This window comes from Belnapia arida (assembly GCF_016773205.1).
In the GTDB taxonomy this organism is placed as follows: domain Bacteria; phylum Pseudomonadota; class Alphaproteobacteria; order Acetobacterales; family Acetobacteraceae; genus Belnapia; species Belnapia arida.
Genome location: NZ_JAETWB010000018.1, coordinates 16,033 through 34,329 on the forward strand (window position 1 = coordinate 16,033; position 18,297 = coordinate 34,329).

At 66.5% G+C, this 18,297-nt stretch carries 16 protein-coding genes; 15 read left to right on the plus strand and 1 reads right to left on the minus strand.

Going from position 1 to position 18,297, the window contains the following annotated elements; all coding sequences use genetic code 11:
- Nucleotides 1-3: 3 nt before the first annotated feature.
- From nuoF to JMJ56_RS22825, 15 genes are all read left to right on the plus strand, one after another.
- Complete coding sequence (nuoF, locus tag JMJ56_RS22755) at nucleotides 4-1,308, plus strand: NADH-quinone oxidoreductase subunit NuoF (RefSeq protein ID WP_202834067.1); 1,305 nt, start codon at nucleotides 4-6, stop codon at nucleotides 1,306-1,308.
- Between the two features lie 6 nt (nucleotides 1,309-1,314).
- Nucleotides 1,315-3,321: an NADH-quinone oxidoreductase subunit NuoG gene (gene nuoG / locus JMJ56_RS22760; RefSeq protein WP_202834068.1), complete on the plus strand. Its 2,007-nt coding sequence runs from the start codon at nucleotides 1,315-1,317 to the stop codon at nucleotides 3,319-3,321.
- 6 nt (nucleotides 3,322-3,327) lie between these two features.
- Nucleotides 3,328-4,338 carry an NADH-quinone oxidoreductase subunit NuoH gene (gene nuoH / locus JMJ56_RS22765; protein WP_202834069.1) on the plus strand — a complete coding sequence of 337 codons (1,011 nt, stop codon included), beginning with the start codon at nucleotides 3,328-3,330 and terminating at the stop codon, nucleotides 4,336-4,338.
- Nucleotides 4,339-4,348: 10 nt separating this feature from the next.
- A complete protein-coding gene (nuoI, locus tag JMJ56_RS22770) occupies nucleotides 4,349-4,837 on the plus strand; it encodes an NADH-quinone oxidoreductase subunit NuoI (protein ID WP_043336231.1) in 489 nt (162 codons plus the stop codon).
- A gap of 13 nt (nucleotides 4,838-4,850) precedes the next feature.
- Entirely contained in the window at nucleotides 4,851-5,543 is a 693-nt protein-coding gene (locus JMJ56_RS22775; protein ID WP_202834070.1) for an NADH-quinone oxidoreductase subunit J, read from the plus strand.
- Entirely contained in the window at nucleotides 5,527-5,853 is a 327-nt protein-coding gene (nuoK, locus tag JMJ56_RS22780) for an NADH-quinone oxidoreductase subunit NuoK (protein WP_328702453.1), read from the plus strand. Before JMJ56_RS22775 ends, nuoK begins: the two co-directional genes overlap by 17 nt.
- A 4-nt stretch (nucleotides 5,854-5,857) precedes the next feature.
- Nucleotides 5,858-7,846 (plus strand): NADH-quinone oxidoreductase subunit L, encoded by a 1,989-nt coding sequence (gene nuoL, locus JMJ56_RS22785; protein ID WP_202834071.1) that lies wholly within the window; start codon nucleotides 5,858-5,860, stop codon nucleotides 7,844-7,846.
- Nucleotides 7,847-7,848: 2 nt separating this feature from the next.
- Entirely contained in the window at nucleotides 7,849-9,360 is a 1,512-nt protein-coding gene (locus JMJ56_RS22790) for an NADH-quinone oxidoreductase subunit M (protein ID WP_202834072.1), read from the plus strand.
- Nucleotides 9,361-9,364: 4 nt separating this feature from the next.
- Nucleotides 9,365-10,786, plus strand: coding sequence for an NADH-quinone oxidoreductase subunit NuoN (gene nuoN / locus JMJ56_RS22795; RefSeq protein ID WP_202834073.1), 1,422 nt, complete (start codon nucleotides 9,365-9,367; stop codon nucleotides 10,784-10,786).
- Between the two features lie 38 nt (nucleotides 10,787-10,824).
- On the plus strand, nucleotides 10,825-11,511 hold the full coding sequence (locus tag JMJ56_RS22800; protein ID WP_202834074.1) for a biotin--[acetyl-CoA-carboxylase] ligase: 687 nt from the start codon (nucleotides 10,825-10,827) through the stop codon (nucleotides 11,509-11,511).
- A gap of 133 nt (nucleotides 11,512-11,644) precedes the next feature.
- Nucleotides 11,645-13,315, plus strand: coding sequence for a ribonuclease J (locus tag JMJ56_RS22805; RefSeq protein WP_202834075.1), 1,671 nt, complete (start codon nucleotides 11,645-11,647; stop codon nucleotides 13,313-13,315).
- 194 nt (nucleotides 13,316-13,509) lie between these two features.
- Nucleotides 13,510-13,770: a DUF1467 family protein gene (locus JMJ56_RS22810; RefSeq protein ID WP_202834076.1), complete on the plus strand. Its 261-nt coding sequence runs from the start codon at nucleotides 13,510-13,512 to the stop codon at nucleotides 13,768-13,770.
- Nucleotides 13,771-14,174: 404 nt separating this feature from the next.
- Nucleotides 14,175-15,485, plus strand: a complete 1,311-nt coding sequence (gene proS, locus JMJ56_RS22815; RefSeq protein ID WP_202834077.1) for a proline--tRNA ligase — start codon at nucleotides 14,175-14,177, stop codon at nucleotides 15,483-15,485.
- Nucleotides 15,486-15,493: 8 nt separating this feature from the next.
- Nucleotides 15,494-16,750, plus strand: a complete 1,257-nt coding sequence (locus JMJ56_RS22820; RefSeq protein WP_202834078.1) for a lipoprotein-releasing ABC transporter permease subunit — start codon at nucleotides 15,494-15,496, stop codon at nucleotides 16,748-16,750.
- Nucleotides 16,743-17,423 (plus strand): ABC transporter ATP-binding protein, encoded by a 681-nt coding sequence (locus JMJ56_RS22825; RefSeq protein ID WP_202834079.1) that lies wholly within the window; start codon nucleotides 16,743-16,745, stop codon nucleotides 17,421-17,423. Before JMJ56_RS22820 ends, JMJ56_RS22825 begins: the two co-directional genes overlap by 8 nt.
- Here the strand turns inward: JMJ56_RS22825 and JMJ56_RS22830 are convergent, their stop codons facing one another.
- A complete protein-coding gene (locus tag JMJ56_RS22830; protein WP_202834080.1) occupies nucleotides 17,424-18,296 on the minus strand; it encodes a DMT family transporter in 873 nt (290 codons plus the stop codon).
- Nucleotide 18,297: the final 1 nt, after the last annotated feature.

Genomic DNA, 18,297 nt, shown 5'->3' on the forward strand with positions numbered 1-18,297 from the left:
GCCATGGCGCTGAGCGACAAGGACCGCATCTTCACCAACCTCTACGGGTTGCAGGACTGGCGCCTCCCGGCCGCGCGCAAACGTGGCCAGTGGGACGGCACCAAGGCGCTCATCGAGAAGGGGCGCGATTGGATCATCGAGGAGGTCAAGAATTCCGGCCTCCGCGGGCGAGGCGGGGCGGGATTCCCGACCGGCCTCAAATGGTCCTTCATGCCGAAGCAGCCGGGCGACCGGCCGCATTACCTCGTAGTGAATGCCGACGAATCCGAGCCCGGCACCTGCAAGGACCGGGACATCCTGCGGCATGACCCGCACACGCTGATCGAGGGTTGCCTGATCGCCGGCGTTGCCATGGGCGCGCATGCTGGCTACATCTATGTCCGCGGTGAGTACTACAACGAGCACCTCGTCCTGCAGGCGGCGATCGACGAGGCCTATGCGGCTGGGCTGCTCGGGCCGAATGCCTGCGGTGCGGGCTGGGACTTCGACCTTTACGTTCATCGCGGTGCCGGCGCCTATATCTGCGGCGAGGAGACGGCGCTTATCGAGAGTCTCGAGGGCAAGAAGGGAATGCCGCGGCTGAAGCCGCCCTTCCCGGCGGCCGTCGGGCTTTATGGCTGCCCCTCGACGGTGAACAATGTCGAGACCATCGCCGTGGTGCCGACGATCCTTCGCCGCGGGGCGCCGTGGTTCGCCGGGTTCGGCCGGCCGAAGAACAGCGGCACCAAGATCTTCTGCATCCAGGGCCATGTGAACAAGCCCTGCAACGTTGAGGAGGAGATGAGCATCCCGCTGCGGGAGCTCATCGAGAAGCATGCCGGCGGCGTGCGCGGCGGCTGGGACAACCTGCTCGCCGTCATCCCGGGCGGCAGCTCCACGCCGATGATCCCGAAGGCCGTCTGCGACGACGTGCTGATGGATTTCGACGCGCTGCGCGAGCACAAGACCGGCCTCGGCACGGCGGGCGTCATCGTGATGGACAAGTCCACCGACCTCATCAAGGCGATCGCCCGGCTCTCGACCTTCTACAAGCATGAGAGCTGCGGCCAGTGCACGCCCTGCCGCGAGGGCATGGGCTGGGTGAAGCGCATGATGGACCGCATGGTCGAGGGCCGCGCCGAGGTGACGGAGATCGACGTGCTGGAACAGGTGACGCGGCAGATCGAGGGGCACACGATCTGTGCGCTCGCCGATGGCGGCGTCTGGCCGGTGCAGGGGTTGATCCGGCACTTCCGGCCGATGATGGAAGAGCGTATTGCCGCCTACAAGGCGGGCAAGGCCGCGCCGATGGCGCTGGCGGCGGAGTAGGCACCCATGGCGAAGGTCACCGTCGACGGGATCGAGGTGGAGGTGCCGAACGGCGTCTCCGTCCTCCAGGCCTGCGAGGCAGCGGGCAAGGAAATCCCGCGCTTCTGCTACCATGAGCGGCTAAGCGTCGCCGGCAACTGCCGGATGTGCCTGGTCGAGGTCGAGAAGGCGCCGAAGCCCATCGCCTCCTGCGCCTATCCGGTCGCGGACGGGATGAAGGTCTTCACCGACAGCCCGATGGTCCGCAATGGCCGCCGCGGCGTCATGGAATTCCTGCTGATCAACCACCCGCTGGACTGCCCGATCTGCGACCAGGGCGGCGAGTGCGACCTGCAGGACCAGGCCGTCGCCTTTGGCGGCGATGCCAGCCGCTACCGCGAAGAGAAGCGCGCGGTGAAGGACAAGTATCTCGGTCCGCTGGTCAAGACGATCATGAACCGGTGCATCCAGTGCACCCGCTGCGTGCGCTTCGCCACCGAGGTCGCTGGCGTGCCGGAACTCGGTGCCACGAACCGCGGCGAGAACATGGAGATCGGCACCTATGTCGAGAAGGCGCTGACGACCGAGCTCAGCGGTAACCTGATCGATATCTGCCCGGTCGGCGCGCTCACCTCGCGTCCCTATGCCTATGTCAGCCGGCCCTGGGAGCTGCGGAAGACCGACAGCGTCGACGTGCTGGACGCGACCGGCACCAATATTCGCGTCGATGCCCGCGCCGGGGAGGTGCTGCGCATCCTGCCGCGCACCAATGACGACGTGAACGAGGAATGGATGGCCGATCGCGGCCGCTTCGCCTTCGACGGGCTGAAGCGCCGCCGACTGGACCGGCCCTGGGTGCGGCAGGGTGGCAAGCTGAAGCCGGCAGGCTGGGCCGAGGCCTTCACCGCCATCGCCGCCGGGATCAAGGGGCGGAAGATAGGCGCCGTGGCCGGTGAGCTGGCGGAGGCCGAGGCGACCGTCGCGCTGCGCGACCTGATGGCGGCGCTCGGCAGCAACCACCTCGAATGCCGGACCGACGGCGCGGCGATCGATGCCTCGCGGCGCGATTTCTACACCTTCAACACCGGCATCGCCGGGATCGAGGAGGCGGATGCGCTGCTGATCATCGGCAGCAACCCGCGGCTTGAGGCGCCGGTGATCAATGCGCGCATCCGCAAGCGCGTGGCGACAGGCGGCATCCCGGTCGGCTTCATCGGCCCGCGCGGACTGAACCTGACCTATGCGCAGGATTGGCTGGGGGAGGGGGGGGCGACCCTTTCTGCCCTGGTTGGCGGCCAGCATCGCTTCAACGAGGTGCTGCGGGCGGCGAAGCGGCCCATGCTGATCCTCGGCCGCGGCGCGCTGGCGCGGCCGGATGGCGCGGCGGTGCTGGCGGCGGCCTGGCAGGTGGCGGCGCAGAACGGTATGCTCCAGACCCACTGGCACGGCTTCAACCTGCTGCACCAGTTTGGTGGGCAGGTGGCGCCGCTCGACCTCGGCTTCACCACCGGCATTCCGGCGCATGTCGAGGCGCTGTGGCTGCTCGGCGCCGAGGTGCCGGCGGCGGTGCCGGAGGGTGCCTTCGTTGTCTATCAGGGCCATCACGGCGAGGCTGGCGCGGCGCGGGCGGATGTCATTCTCCCCGGCGCGGCCTATACCGAGAAGGACGCGACCTGGGTCAACACCGAGGGCCGGGTACAGCGCGGGCGGCTTGCGGTCTATCCGCCGGGCGAGGCTCGGGAGGATTGGAAGATCCTGCGCGCTGCCAGCGAGGTGCTTGGCCTGCGGCTGCCGTATGACTCGCTCGATGGCGTGCGGGCGCGGCTGGCCGAGGTGAACCCGGTCTTCGGCGGGCCCGGTTTCGCCGCGCACGGTTGCACCGACCTCGCCGGGCCGGCGGGCGATGCCGGCGGCGTTGCCGAGGCCGTCTTCGCCTCCTCCATCCACAATTATTGGCAGGCGGACGTGATCAGCCGCGCATCCGCCACCATGGCGGAATGCGCGCGCACCTACCTGCCCCAGGCGGCGGAGTAAGCGGGCATGGACGGCTTCCTCGCCTCGCCCATCGGCATCCTCGCCATCACCGTGGCGCAGACGCTGGCGCTGTTGGTGCCGGTGCTGATCGCTGTCGCCTACCTGACGCTCGCCGAGCGAAAGGTACTGGCGGCGATGCAGCTGCGCCGCGGGCCGAATGTGGTTGGCCCCTTCGGCCTGCTGCAGCCCTTCGCCGATGCGCTGAAGATGCTGATGAAGGAGACGATCATCCCCTCCGGGGCCAATCGCTTCCTCTTCATCCTGGCACCGATCCTGCTCTTCATGCTGGCGATGATCGCCTGGGCGGTGATCCCGGTGCAGGACGGTTGGGCGATCGCCGACATCAATGTCGGCATCCTCTACCTCTTCGCGGTCAGCTCGCTCGGCGTCTACGGCGTCATCATCGCGGGTTGGGCGAGTAACTCGAAATACGCCTTCCTCGGCGCGCTGCGCTCGGCGGCGCAGATGGTGAGTTACGAGGTCTCGATCGGCTTCGTCATCGTGACCGTGCTGCTCTGCGTCGGTTCGTTGAATCTGACCGATGTGGTGCGGGCGCAGGAGCGGGTGTGGTTCTTCATCCCGCTCTTCCCGATGTTCATCATCTTCTTCATCAGCGCGCTGGCCGAAACCAACCGTGCGCCCTTCGACCTGCCGGAGGGCGAGAGCGAGCTGGTGGCCGGCTTCTTCGTCGAATACAGCAGCATGTCCTTCGCGCTGTTCTTCCTCGGCGAATACGCGAACATGATCCTGATGTCGGCGCTCACCACCATCCTCTTCCTGGGTGGCTGGCATCCGCCGATGCACATGGTGCCGTTCACCTGGATCCCGGGCTTCGTTTGGTTCGCGCTGAAGATCGCGCTCCTGCTTTTCGTCTTCATCTGGGTGCGGGCGACCTTTCCGCGCTACCGCTATGACCAGCTGATGCGGCTGGGCTGGAAGGTCTTCCTGCCTTTCAGCCTGGTCTGGCTGGTGCTGACGGCGGCGGTGCTGAAGCTTGCCGGCTGGCTCCCGGCCTAAGGATACCCACATGGCAAGCCTCGACCGTGCCGCCCGCAGCCTGCTGCTCTCCGAGCTGGTCTCGGGCATGGCGCTGACCTTGAAGTACTTCTTCAAGCCTAAGGTCACCATCAACTACCCCTACGAGAAAGGCCCTCTCAGCCCTCGCTTCAAGGGCGAGCACGCGCTGCGCCGTTATCCGAATGGCGAGGAACGCTGCATCGCCTGCAAGCTCTGCGAGGCGGTCTGCCCGGCCCTCGCCATCACCATCGAAGCCGAGCCGCGTGAGGATGGCAGCCGCCGCACCACACGCTACGACATCGACATGACCAAGTGTATCTATTGCGGCATGTGCGAGGAAGCCTGCCCGGTGGATGCCATCGTCGAGGGGCCAAATTTCGAGTTCAGCGTCGAGACCCGCGAGGAGCTCATGTACGACAAGGCCCGGCTGCTGGCGAATGGCGACCGGTGGGAGCCGGAGCTAGCCAAGCGGCTCGAACTCGACGCCCCCTATCGCTGAAGCGGAAGCCCCGATGATCGCCGCGCTCGCCTTCTACCTCTTCGCGGCCATCCTGATCGCTTCCGCGGTCATGGTGGTCACGGCACGCAATCCAGTCCACAGCGTGCTCTTCCTGATCCTCGCCTTTTTCAACGCGGCAGCGCTGTTCCTCATCGCTGGGGCCGAGTTCCTGGCGATGATCCTCGTCATCGTCTATGTCGGCGCGGTCGCCGTGCTGTTCCTCTTTGTGGTGATGATGCTGGACATCGACTTCGCCCGCCTGCGCGAGGGCTTCCAGCGCTACGCGCCGATCGGCGCGATCATCGGCGGCATCCTCTTCCTTGAGCTGGTCTTCGTCGTCGGGAGCTGGGGCTTCTCTAGCCAGGCGAACGAGCTGCGCCTTGCGCCAAACCCGGGCGCCGGTGTCACCAACGCCGAGGCGATCGGGCGCATTCTCTATACGGACTATGTCTATCTCTTCCAGGCCTCGGGCCTCGTGCTGCTGGTGGCGATGATCGGTGCCATCGTGCTGACTCACCGCCAGCGCGAGGGCACGAGGCGGCAGAACATTGCCTCCCAGGTATATCGCAGCGGTTCCGTCCTGCTGGAGAAGGTGCCGAGCGGCGCCGGCATTGCGACGCTCGGCATCCGCCGCCCGCCGGAGCCTGAGCCCGAGGCGCCGAAGGTCACGCATGAGGCCGGGCATGGCCATGGGGGGCACCACTGAGATGACCATCGGCGTCGCCCACTACCTGACTGTCAGCGCCATCCTGCTGGTGCTCGGCATCTTCGGCATCTTCCTGAACCGGAAGAACGTCATCGTCATCCTGATGAGCGTGGAGCTGATCCTGCTCTCGGTGAACCTCAACTTCGTTGCCTTCTCCGCCTCGTTGCAGGACCTGAACGGGCAGATCTTCGCCATGTTCGTCCTCACCGTTGCGGCGGCGGAAGCAGCCATCGGGCTCGCCATCGTCGTCATCTACTTCCGCAACCGCGGCAGCATCGAGGTCGAGGGTATCTCGACGCTGAAGGGCTGAACCCATGTTCGTCGGCGCGATCTTCTTTCCCCTGCTGGGGTCCTGCCTCAGCGGTTTCCTCGGCCGCTGGCTCGGCGACAAGCCGGCGCAATGGGCGACGGTCATCTGCATGGCGCTCGCTGCCATCTGCGGCAGCCTTGCCTTCGGCCAGGTGGCATTCGACAGCCAGCCGGCCACCGTCCCGCTGCTGACCTGGATGGATGTCGGCGGGCTCGAGATCTCCTGGGCTCTGCGGTACGATACGCTGAGCGTGGTGATGGTGGCGATGGTCACCTTCATCTCGACGCTGATCCATCTCTACTCGGTCGGCTACATGTCGCACGATGCGACGCCGACGCGCTTCTTCGCCTATCTCAGCCTCTTTACCTTCATGATGCTGATGCTGGTGACGGCGGACAACCTGGCGCAGCTCTTCTTCGGTTGGGAGGGCGTGGGCCTCGCCTCCTATCTGCTGATCGGCTACTGGTACGACCGCGAAAGCGCGAACCGCGCAGCGATGAAGGCCTTCATCGTCAACCGGGTCGGCGACGTATTCTTCATGCTCGGCTTGGCGCTGACCTTCTATACCTTCGGCAGCATCGAGTTCGACACGATCTTCTCCTCGGTTGCGGCGCATGCGAATGACCGCTTCGGCGGCCTGCCTTCGATCGAGCTCATCGGCGTGCTGCTCTTCCTCGGCGCCTGCGGTAAGTCGGCGCAGCTCGGCCTGCACACCTGGCTGCCGGATGCGATGGAGGGGCCGACGCCCGTTTCTGCCCTCATCCATGCGGCCACCATGGTGACGGCCGGCGTCTTCCTCATGGCGCGCATGTCGCCGGTGATGGAATACGCTCCGACGGCCCTCGCCATCGTCACCGTGGTCGGAGCCTCGACCGCGCTCTTCGCCGCCACGATCGGCTGCGTGCAGAACGACATCAAGCGCATCATCGCCTATTCGACCTGCTCGCAGCTGGGCTACATGTTCTTCGCGGCCGGCGTGGGCGCCTATCAGGTGTCGGTCTTCCACCTTTTCACCCACGCCTTCTTCAAGGCCCTGCTCTTCCTCGGCGCCGGCAGCGTGATCCATGCCATGTCCGATGAGCAGGACATCCGCCGGATGGGCGGCATCTGGACCAAGATCCCTGTCACCTATGCGGTGATGTGGATCGGCAATCTGGCGCTGGCTGGCATCCCCTTCTTCGCCGGCTATTATTCGAAGGATGCCATCCTCGAGGCGGCCTACGCGGCTCATAGTGGAGTCGGCATCTATGCCTTCGTTTGTGGCATGCTGGCCGCCTTCCTCACCGCCTTCTACTCCTGGCGCCTGCTGATCCTGACCTTCCACGGCAAGCCGCGGGCGGATCGCCACACCATGGAGCATGTGCATGAGAGCCCGGCGGTGATGCTGATCCCACTGCTGGTGCTCGCGGCCGGTGCCGTGTTGACGGGCGCCATCTTCGCGCCGTTCTTCATCGGCGAGCACGAGCACGCCTTCTGGCACGGCGCGATTTTCAACGGCGAGCACAACCATATCCTGCACGCCATGCATGAGGTGCCGGAATGGGTGCCGCTCGCGCCGACCGTCATGGGCATCGGTGGCATCGCTCTGGCCTACCTGATGTACATGGCGATGCCGGGCCTCCCGACGCGGCTGGCGCAGATGTTCAGCGCCCGGCCGCAGCTCGTCCGCCGCCTGCCGCTCATCCCGCAGGAAGGCGCGGAGCAGCAGACCGAACCCAATCCGGGCGGCCTCTACGGCTTCCTGCTGAAAAAGTGGTACTTCGACGAGCTCTACGACTTCCTCTTCGTCCGTCCGGCGCGCAGCCTGGCGATGCGGCTTTGGAAGACCGGCGATGCCCAGATCATCGACGGCATGCCGAACGGAGCGGCGAGCCTCGCCCTCGCTGGGTCGCGCGGCGCGGTCCGCATTCAGACCGGGCGGGTGGCGAACTACGCCTTCGCCATGATCATCGGCCTCGTCCTCTTCGTCACCCTCTTCCTGATCGGGCGCTGAGAATGAACGCCGCCGGCTTTCCGCTGCTCTCGTTGCTGACCTTCCTGCCGCTGGCGGGTGCGGCCATCATCATGTCAGTGCGCGGCGATGACGAGGTCATCGCCCGCAACGCCCGCTGGACCGCGCTTTGGACCAGCCTGATCGTCTTCCTGCTTAGCCTGATACTTTGGGCCCGCTTCGATACCAGCTCCGCTGCCTTCCAGTTCGAGGAGAAGCTGGAATGGCTGCCCGAATTCGGCGTCGGCTATCATATGGGTGTCGACGGCATCTCGGTGCTATTCGTCCTGCTCTCGACGGCGCTGACGCCGCTCTGCATCCTGGCCTCCTGGGAGTCGGTGACGTCTCGCGTGCGCGAGTACATGGTCGCCTTCCTCGTCCTCGAGACGATGATGGTCGGCATGTTCTGCGCCCTCGACTTCATTGTCTTCTACGTCTTCTTCGAGGCCGTGCTGATCCCGATGTTCCTCATCATCGGCGTCTGGGGCGGGGCGCGGCGCGTCTATGCGGCCTTCAAGTTCTTCCTCTACACGCTGCTCGGCAGCGTGCTGATGCTGCTGGCCATCCTGTATCTCTGGTACAATGCCGGCACGACCGACATTCCGGCGCTGTTCCAGTACCAGGTGCCGCACGCGGCCCAGGCCTGGATCTTCTTCGCCTTCTTCGCCAGCTTCGCGGTGAAGGTGCCGATGTGGCCGGTGCACACCTGGCTGCCTGACGCGCATGTGGAGGCGCCGACCGCAGGTTCCGTCATCCTGGCTGGTGTGCTTCTGAAGATGGGTGCCTATGGCTTCCTCCGCTTCACCCTGCCACTGCTGCCGGAGGCGAGCGCGACGTTCGCACCATTGATCTTCGCCCTTTCCGTCATCGCCGTGGTCTACACCTCGCTCGTGGCGCTGGCGCAGGAGGACATGAAGAAGCTGATCGCCTATAGCTCTGTGGCCCATATGGGCATCGTCACGATCGGCATCTTCACCTTCAACCAGCAGGGGCTGTCCGGCGCGCTCTTCACCATGCTGGCGCATGGCGTCGTCTCCGGCGCGCTCTTCCTTTGCGTCGGCGTGCTCTACGACCGTGTCCATAGCCGCGAGATCCTGCGCTATGGGGGTGTCGCCAAGATCATGCCGGCCTATGCGCTGGTCTTTATGCTATTCACCATGGCCTCGATCGGCCTGCCAGGACTGGCCAATTTCGTCGGCGAGTTCCTGGTGATCGTCGGAGCTTGGCGGGTGAACCCTTGGGTCGCCTTCGGTGCGGCGCTCGGCATGATTCTTGGTGCTGGCTACATGCTCTACCTCTATCGCCGGGTCTCCTTCGGCAAGATCACGCGGGAGGATCTCAGGGCGCTGCTCGATCTCAGCCCGCGCGAATACGTGGTCTTCGCTCCGCTGATCGTGCTCACGCTCTGGATGGGCATTTATCCGCAGCCCTTCCTTTCCTTCTTCGAGGCCAGCGTCGCGGCGCTGGTTGCGCGGCATGAGGCCGCGCTGAACCTCAGCCGCCTGGCGGGAATGTAAGTCGATGTCCTGGATCCTTGCCCTGCCGGAACTCGCGCTCGGCTGCAGCGGCCTCGTGCTGCTGCTGGCTGGTGTGATCCCGAAGACCGAAACCTTCTTTCCCATCACCATGGGCGCCATCGGCGCGCTGCTTCTCACCGCCGTCCTGGTGCTCGGCCAGGGTGAGGGGACTGCGCTCGGTGGTCATTATGTTGCCGACAGCTTCAGCGGCTTTATGAAGATCCTCTCGCTCGGTGCCGCGGCCATCGCCCTCCTGGTGTCGTTGGATTTCAACGAGAAGGAAGGACTGGCCCGCTTCGAGTTTCCGGTGCTCGTCGTCTTCGCCAGCCTCGGCGCCATGCTGATGATTTCGGCGAATGACCTCATGTCGCTCTATCTGGGGCTCGAGCTGCTCTCGCTGCCGCTCTACGTCATCGCCGCCTTCAACCGCGACAATGCACGCTCGGCGGAGGCCGGCCTCAAATACTTCGTCCTCGGCGCGCTCGCCTCGGGCCTGCTGCTCTACGGCAGCTCGCTGGTCTACGGCTTTGCCGGCACCACGAATTTCGACCGGCTGGCGGATGCTTTCTCGACCTCGCAGGACGCCTCGCCCGGTGTCGTGGTCGGCGTGGTGTTCGTGATCGCCGGCCTGGCCTTCAAGGTCTCGGCCGTGCCCTTCCATATGTGGACGCCCGACGTCTATGAGGGCGCGCCGACGCCGGTGACGGCCTATTTCGCCTCCGCGCCCAAGGTCGCCGCCATCGCGCTGCTGGCCCGCGTGCTGCTCGGCCCCTTTGGCGACCTCGCGGCGCAGTGGCAGCAGGTGATCCTGCTGGTGTCCATAGGCTCGATGATCCTCGGCAGCTTCGCCGCCATCGGCCAGACCAACCTGAAGCGGCTCATGGCTTATTCCTCCATCGGCCACGTCGGCTATGCGCTGATGGGCCTCGCGGTCAGCAGTGATATCGGGCTGCGTGGGTTGCTGGTCTACATGGCCATTTATGTCTTCATGAACATGGGTAGCTTCGCTGTGCTCGTCGCCATGCGGCGGCAGGGCAGGGCGGTGGAGCGCATCGAGGATCTCGCCGGCCTCGGCCGGACCGACCCGACCATGGCGCTCTGGATGGCGGTCTTCATGTTCTCCATGGCCGGCATTCCGCCGCTCGCCGGCTTCTTCGGCAAGCTCTACGTCTTCCTTGCCGCCGTGCAGGGAGGGTACTGGACGCTTGCCGTCGTCGGTGTGCTGACCAGCGTGGTCTCGGCCTACTATTACCTCCGCATCGTGAAGGTGATGTATTTCGACCAGGCGGTGGGCGCACTGGATCGGGCGCCGGCCAGCCTCACCATCGTCATGGCAGGCACCGGCCTCTTCACCCTGTTCTTCTGCCTCTGGCCCGCACCGATGCTCGCTGCGGCTCAGGCTGCGGCCGCCGCGCTGCTGGGGTGACGCTGCCTCCTGGCTGGCGGCTTGAGCTGCATGAGGCAATGCCGAGCACCTCTGACCGCATCGCTGCGGCTGCAGAGGCAGGCGAACCGGCGGGCCTGGCAGTGCTGGCGCTGCAACAGACCGCCGGGCGGGGCCGGTCCGGCCGGGCCTGGGCCTCGCCGATCGGAAATCTCTACTGCTCGATGCTACTGCGGCCTGCCGGACCGGCGCGGGAGGCGGCGCAATGGTCGCTCCTCGCCGGTGTCGCGCTGGCGGAAGCGGCGGCAGAGATCGACCCGGAACCTGCCGCCCTTTGTCTCAAATGGCCGAACGATCTGTTGCGAAATGGTTCGAAATGTGCCGGCATTCTGGCCGAATCCGCGCTCGATCCTGATGGCCGCTTGGCTTGGCTCAGCCTCGGCATTGGGGTGAATCTGACCCATGCCCCGGTCCTGCCGGACCGCCCGACCACCTGCCTCGGTTCCGCTGAGCCGCCGGAAGCCTTCGCCGCCAGGCTGATCGCCCGGCTGGATCGCTGGGCCCGTCGGCATGCATCGGAGGGGTTCGCCCCGGTCCGTACCGCCTGGCTGGCATTCGGCCCGCCGCCTGGTATGCCCATTACCGTACGGGAAGGGCCGGTAGAGGGTGGGCTCTTCGCCGGTCTCGCCGAGGATGGCGCCCTGCTGCTGGAGCGGGCGGGGACGCTCCACGCCGTTCGCAGCGGTGAAATCCACCGGCTTGGCTGAATGCCCTGCGGCTCCCATCTCTCCCGCTCAGATCCGCATCCGTCCGGGATTGGCCAGGGGGTCGCCCACGGGGTCACGATGGCATGAAAGGTAGGGGCGCGCGTCGCAGGGCGCATTGCCCTAGAAGGTGGTGATGAACGATTTCAAGGCTTCGGCCCTTCCCGACGCAAACGACGACTTCGCCTTCATCCCGCTGGGTGGCACCGGCGAGATCGGTATGAACCTCAACGTCTATCGCTGCGACGGGCGGCTGCTGGCGATCGATTGCGGCATCGGCTTCGGCGGGCCGGAGATGCCGGAGGTGGAGGTCATGGTCCCCGACCCCGCCTGGCTGGCGGAACGGCGGGATCGCCTGGTCGGCCTCGTCATCACCCATGCGCATGAGGACCATATCGGGGCTGTCGCCCATCTTTGGCCGATGCTGCGCTGCCCGCTCTATGCCGGCCCCTTCGCTTCGGCCGTGCTGCGGCGAAAGCTGAACGAGGCCGGGCTCGGCAGCGAGGCGCGGGTCACTACCCTGCCGCTCAGCGGCCGCATCGAGCTGAAGCCCTTCGACCTCGAATTCCTACGCGTCGCCCATTCCGTACCCGAGTCCCAGGCTGTCGCCATTCGCACCCGGCATGGCCTCGTCCTCCATACCGGCGACTGGAAACTGGACCCGGAGCCGCTGCTCGGGCCGCCGACCGACGAGGCCGCCTTCGCCCGCATCGGCGAGGAGGGCGTGCTCGCCATGGTCTGCGATTCGACCAATGCCCTGGTCGAGGGGCATAGCGGGTCCGAGGCCGAAGTGCGGCGGACGATGAAGGCACTGATTCGCGGGCTGCGCGGCCGTGTCGCCGTCACCTGCTTCGCTACCAACCTGGCGCGCGTCGAGAGCATCGCACTCGCTGCCCAGGCGGCCGGACGGCAGGTCGCGCTGTTCGGCCGGTCGCTCCGCAATGCCGAGGCGGCGGCACGGGAATGCGGCTACCTGAAGACGGTCGAGCCCTTCGTGCCGGAGGACGAGGCCGGCTACATTCCGGACGACAACCTCCTCATTATCTGCACCGGCAGCCAGGGCGAGCCGCGCTCGGCCCTCGCCAAGATCGGCGCCGACACCCATCCATCGATTGCACTGGGGGAGGGGGATACGGTGATCTTCTCCTCCCGCATGATTCCCGGCAATGAGCGGGGGATCCTACAGATGCAGGACCAGCTGGCGCGCCGCGGCTGCCGCGTGATGACGGCAGACGACCACATGGTGCATGTCTCCGGCCATCCGGCGCGGGACGAGTTGCGGCGCCTCTACGGCCTGGTGAAGCCGAAATACGCCGTGCCGGTCCATGGCGAATGGCGCCACCTCTCAGAGCATGCCGCGCTGGCGCGGGACCTCGGCGCCGAGTCCATCCTGGTCGAGGACGGTGACGTCCTCCGCCTCGGCCCCGGCCGTCCGGATGTCGTGGAAGGTGTGCCGACCGGCCGCCTCGCCATCGACAATGGTCGCCTGTTGCCGCTCTCCGGCGGCGTGCTCGCGGCGCGGAAGCGGATGCTGTTCAACGGCGTCGTAGTCGCCTCGCTGGCCGTTGATGGCGGCGGGCGGGTGGTCGGTTCGCCACAGGTCTCCGCCCCGGGCCTTTTCGAGAGCGGTGAGCAGGAGGCGGTACAGATTGCCGCAGAGCTGGCCCGAGCGGTGACGGACCTGCCGTTTCAGCTCAAGCGCGAGGACGATGCCCTGCGCGAGGCCGCCCGTAGCGCGCTCCGCAAGGCGATAGGCCGGCGGGTGCGCAAGCGGCCGAACGTCGAGGTACACCTGTTGCGCGTGTAATGTCCCGCTCTCGAAGCCCGAAAGACTTCGAGAGCGCGGCGCCAACCACTGTTTTTTGGTAGCCTGCCAAAACTTGTGTCCGTGGGGAAAAACCCACGAACGCCAGAGGTGGGGTCTCATCTGTTGTTTCGCTGCGTGATTCACGCCCCGGCTGGTTCAGTCGCTGGCGATCACGCTCCAAGGGAGCCGAACCCATGAGCTGGGTCAGCGGGATCGCAGTCTATTTCCTTATCTGGTGGGTGGTGCTGTTTGCGATCCTTCCCATCGGAACCCAGCCGGTCGCGGAAGGTGACCCAGACAGTGGCTGGCGCGGTGCGCCATCGAATCCGCGGCTGTGGCGCAAGATGTTGATCACGACGCTGGTGGCGACCGTCCTCTGGTTCGGCGCCTATGCACTGATCACCAGCGACTATATGAGCTTTCGCAGCGGCTGGTGGGCGATGCCAGAAAAATAGGCGACTTTCGGCCGATTAGGCCGTTGTCGCTTCTTTTTTTTGCAATCCATGTCTAGGAGCCACTTTTTTCAGCTTTCACGGCATCGATTGGCATTGTGCCGCGTTGGTCCCCCGCGCCAACATACTGACAGGAAGAGGGTTGGTCCTCTTCCTGCCGTGTGACTGGCGTTTCCTCCCTAAACTCGGGCCGTACCCAATGGGTGCGGCCCTTTTTTTCGTCTACAGCAGCGCTAGCGGCTCCGCAAGATGAAACCAACTCTAGAACGTAAAAATCTTTATGGATTGTTCGTGTCGCACCGCAACATCGAAAGAAAATTGCTGCGCAATGGCATGAACCTGGAGCACTGGCGGAGCGGACCCCGCCCCACTAGTCTCCGCCGCCCGATCAGCCCCTGGAGCCCGCCTTGCGCCTCTCCCGCGCCTTCCTGCCGACCCTCAAGGAAACCCCCGCCGATGCCCAGATCGCCTCGCACCGGCTGATGCTGCGTGCAGGCATGGTCCGGCAGACCAGCGCCGGCATTTATGCCTGGCTGCCGCTCGGCTGGCGGGTACTGCAGAAGGTGGAGCAGATCGTCCGCGAGGAGCAGGACCGCGCCGGCGCACAGGAGATCCTGATGCCGACCATCCAGACCGCCGAGCTCTGGCGCCAGTCCGGCCGCTACGACGCCTATGGGCCGGAGATGCTGCGCCTCAAGGACCGGCACGACCGCGAGATGCTCTACGGCCCGACCAACGAGGAGATGGTGACGGACATCTTCCGCACCTATGCGAAGAGCTACCGCGACCTTCCGCGCAACCTTTACCACATCCAATGGAAGTTCCGGGACGAGGTGCGCCCCCGCTTTGGCGTCATGCGCGGCCGCGAGTTCCTGATGAAGGACGCCTACAGCTTCGACCTCGATTATACCGGGGCACAGAAGAGCTACCGGCAGATGTTCGTCGCTTATCTGCGGACCTTTGCCCGGATGGGGCTGAAGGCCATTCCGATGCAGGCCGATACCGGCCCGATCGGCGGCAACCTCAGCCATGAATTCCTGATCCTGGCCGAGACCGGGGAGAGCCAGGTCTATCTCCACCGCGACCTGCTGGATTTCGACGTGCTCGGCCAGGCACCGGACTACCATGGCGACCTCTCGCCCATCGTCGACTTCTGGACCAGCCGCTACGCCGCCACCGACGAGAAGCATGACGAGGCGGCCTGGAACGCCATCCCGGCCGGGCGCCAGGTCTCGGCGCGCGGCATCGAGATCGGTCACATTTTCTATTTCGGCACCAAGTACAGCGCCTCGATGGGCCTGCAGGTCCAGGGCCCGGACGGCAAGGCGGTGACGCCCGAGATGGGCAGCTACGGCATCGGCGTCTCACGCCTCGTCGGCGCCATCATCGAGGCGAGCCATGACGAGGCCGGCATCATCTGGCCTGATGCGGTGGCGCCTTTCCGCCTCGCCGTGCTGAATCTCAAGCAAGGCGATGCCGCGACGGATACCTTCTGCGACCAGCTCTACGCCGCCTTCGCCTCCGATGCCGTCTATGACGACCGGCCGGAGCGCGCCGGGGTGAAATTCGCCGATGCCGACCTCATGGGCTATCCCTGGCAGGCGATCGTTGGCCCACGCGGCGCCGCCGCCAGCAAGGTCGAGCTGAAGCGACGCGCAACCGGCGAGCGCCTCGAATTGTCGCTCGAGGATGCCATCGCTCGCATCAAGGGCGTCTGAGCCCCATCATGTTCGATGCCTTCGAGCGCGCCGTCGCCTTCCGCTACCTGCGCGCCCGGAAGGGCGAGCGCTTCGTCTCCGTCATCGCCATTTTCTCGCTCGTCGGCATCGCCCTCGGCGTCGCCACGCTGATCATCGTGATGAGCGTGATGAACGGCTTCCGCCAGGAACTGCTTGGCCGCATCCTCGGCCTCAACGGCCATATGGGCGTCTACGCGGCCGATGGCGGCAACCTGCGCAACTACGACCCGCTGGCGGAGGCCATCCGGCGTGTCCAGGGCGTCACCGCCGCGACGCCGATCATCGAGGGCCAGGTGCTGCTGACGAGCGAGCAGGGCGGCGCCTCGGGCGGGCTCGCGCGGGGCATCACGCCGGAGGACATGCAGGCGAAGGCGATCATCGCCAACAACATCCGCCGCGGATCGCTGGCGGAATTTGGTGGCGAGGACAGCATCGTCATCGGCACCGGCCTCGCCAGCAAACTCCGCGTCGGCCTCGGCGACCGGGTGACCCTGGTCTCGCCCCAGGGCCGCACCACCGTGCTCGGCACCCTGCCGCGGGTCCGCGCCTACCGGGTGGTGGCGCTCTTCAACATCGGCATGAACGAGTACGACACCAGCTTCGTCTACCTGCCGATGCAGGCTGCTCAGCTCTTCTTCCAGACAGGCGACGCGGCGACCCAGGTCGAGGTCTTCGTAAACGATCCGACGCGTGTCCGGGCCGTCAACCTCGAGATCCGCCGCGCGCTCGGTCAGGACCGGCCCGTCCGCATCGTCGACTGGCAGGATGCGAACAGCAGCTTCTTCAACGCGGTACAGGTCGAGCGGAACGTGATGTTCCTCATCCTGACGCTCATCATCATCGTCGCCGCCTTCAACATCGTCAGCTCGCTCATCATGCTGGTGAAGGACAAGGGGCGGGACATCGCCATCCTCCGCACCATGGGGGCGACGAGCGGGGCCATCCTCCGCATCTTCCTGCTCTGCGGCGCCTCGGTCGGCGTCATGGGCACGTTGATCGGCTTCGGCATCGGCCTCGTCTTCTGCCTCAACATCGAGAGCATCCGCGAGGCGCTGCAATCGCTGACGGGGACGGAGCTGTTCAGCCCGGAGGTCTACTTCCTCTCCCAGCTCCCGGCCGTGGTCGATCCGAACGAGGTTGTGCAGGTGGTGCTCATGGGCCTCGGCCTCTCGCTCCTGGCGACGGTCTATCCGAGCTGGCGCGCCGCGCGGCTCGACCCGGTGGAGGCGCTGCGCAATGAGTGACGCGCCGCTCCGACTCGAAGCCGTCGCCCGTCGCTTCCGCACCGAGGCGGGCGAGCTGCCGGTGCTGACCGGGGCCGAGCTGACGCTGGCAGCGGGCGAGATCGTCGCCCTCGTCGCGCCCTCCGGCACCGGCAAATCAACGCTGCTGCACCTGGCCGGGCTGCTGGAGCGGCCCGATGCCGGCGAGGTCTTCGTCGCCGGCCGTGCCGCCGGCACGCTCTCCGATGATGCCCGCACGGCGATCCGCCGCACCGAGATCGGCTTCGTCTACCAGTTCCACCATCTGCTGCCGGAGTTCACTGCCGAGGAGAATGTGGTGCTGCCGCAGATGGCGAACCGCACCCCGCGCGCGGCGGCGCAGGAGCGCGCCCGGCAGTTGCTGGCGAGCTTCGGCCTTGCCGGGCGGGAACATCACCGCCCCGGCCGCCTGTCCGGCGGCGAGCAGCAGCGCGTCGCCATCGCCCGGGCGCTGGCCAATGCGCCGAAGATCCTGCTGGCCGACGAGCCCACCGGCAACCTGGACACCGGCACCTCGGACCTGGTCTTCGGGGAGCTGCTCGCCGCCGTCCGCGGCCAGGGCGTTGCCGCGCTGATCGCCACCCACAACCCGGCGCTGGCGGCGCGGATGGATCGGGTGGTGACGCTCCGCGACGGGTGTATCGTCCCGGGCTGATCAGCGGCGCCGCCACAGCGCGCCGCAGAGCATCCCGGCGATGACGGTCGCCATGCCCGCGACCTGCATCGGCGTGACATGCTCGCCGAGTAGCAGCCAGGCCCAGAGCACGCCGAGCGCCGGGACGAGGGGCGGCAGCAGCGCCGCCCGCGCCGGCCCCATCGCCACCACCGCCCGGCTGTAGAACACGATGGCGAGGCCGCCGGCGATCAGCCCCTGATAGCCCGCCTGCCACAACGCCTCCGCCGGATGCGCGGCGATGCCCTCGATGCCGAAGACCGCGAGGTGCACCGGCACCCAGGCCAGCGAGACGGCGCCGATGATGGCGGCGGCCCGCAGCCCGCTCACCTCCCACCGCCGCATCAACACGCCATAGAGTGCCCAGTTGAAGCCGCTCGCCAGCACCATCAGGTCGCCGATCCAGACCCGGCCGACGCCCTCGCCGAGCCCTGCGCCGCCGATCAGCAGCAAGCCAAGGGCGATCACGGGCAGCCCGACCCGCACGCCTATCTCGGGCGGCATCCGCAGCAGCCACCAGGCGAGCAGCGGGGCGAAGACCATGGTCCCCCCCGGGTTGAGGATGGAGGCATGCACCGCGGGCGCGAAGCGCAGCGCCATCGCCGTCAGCAGGAAATAGGGCGCCCCAGCGAGCGCCGCCAGCACCACGGCCCGCCACCAGGCGAGCCCTCCGAGCCCGACCCGCAGCAGGAGCAGGAGGAAGAGCGGCCCCGCCGTGCCGTAGCGGAGGAACACGAGGTCCGGCACCGACAGCCCCTCCGCCAGCGCATGGCCGGTGGCGGCAAAATTGGCGCTGAACATGAACATGGCGAGGACGCCGGCGGCGACCACGGCGCGGCTGGGCTGTTCCGGCATC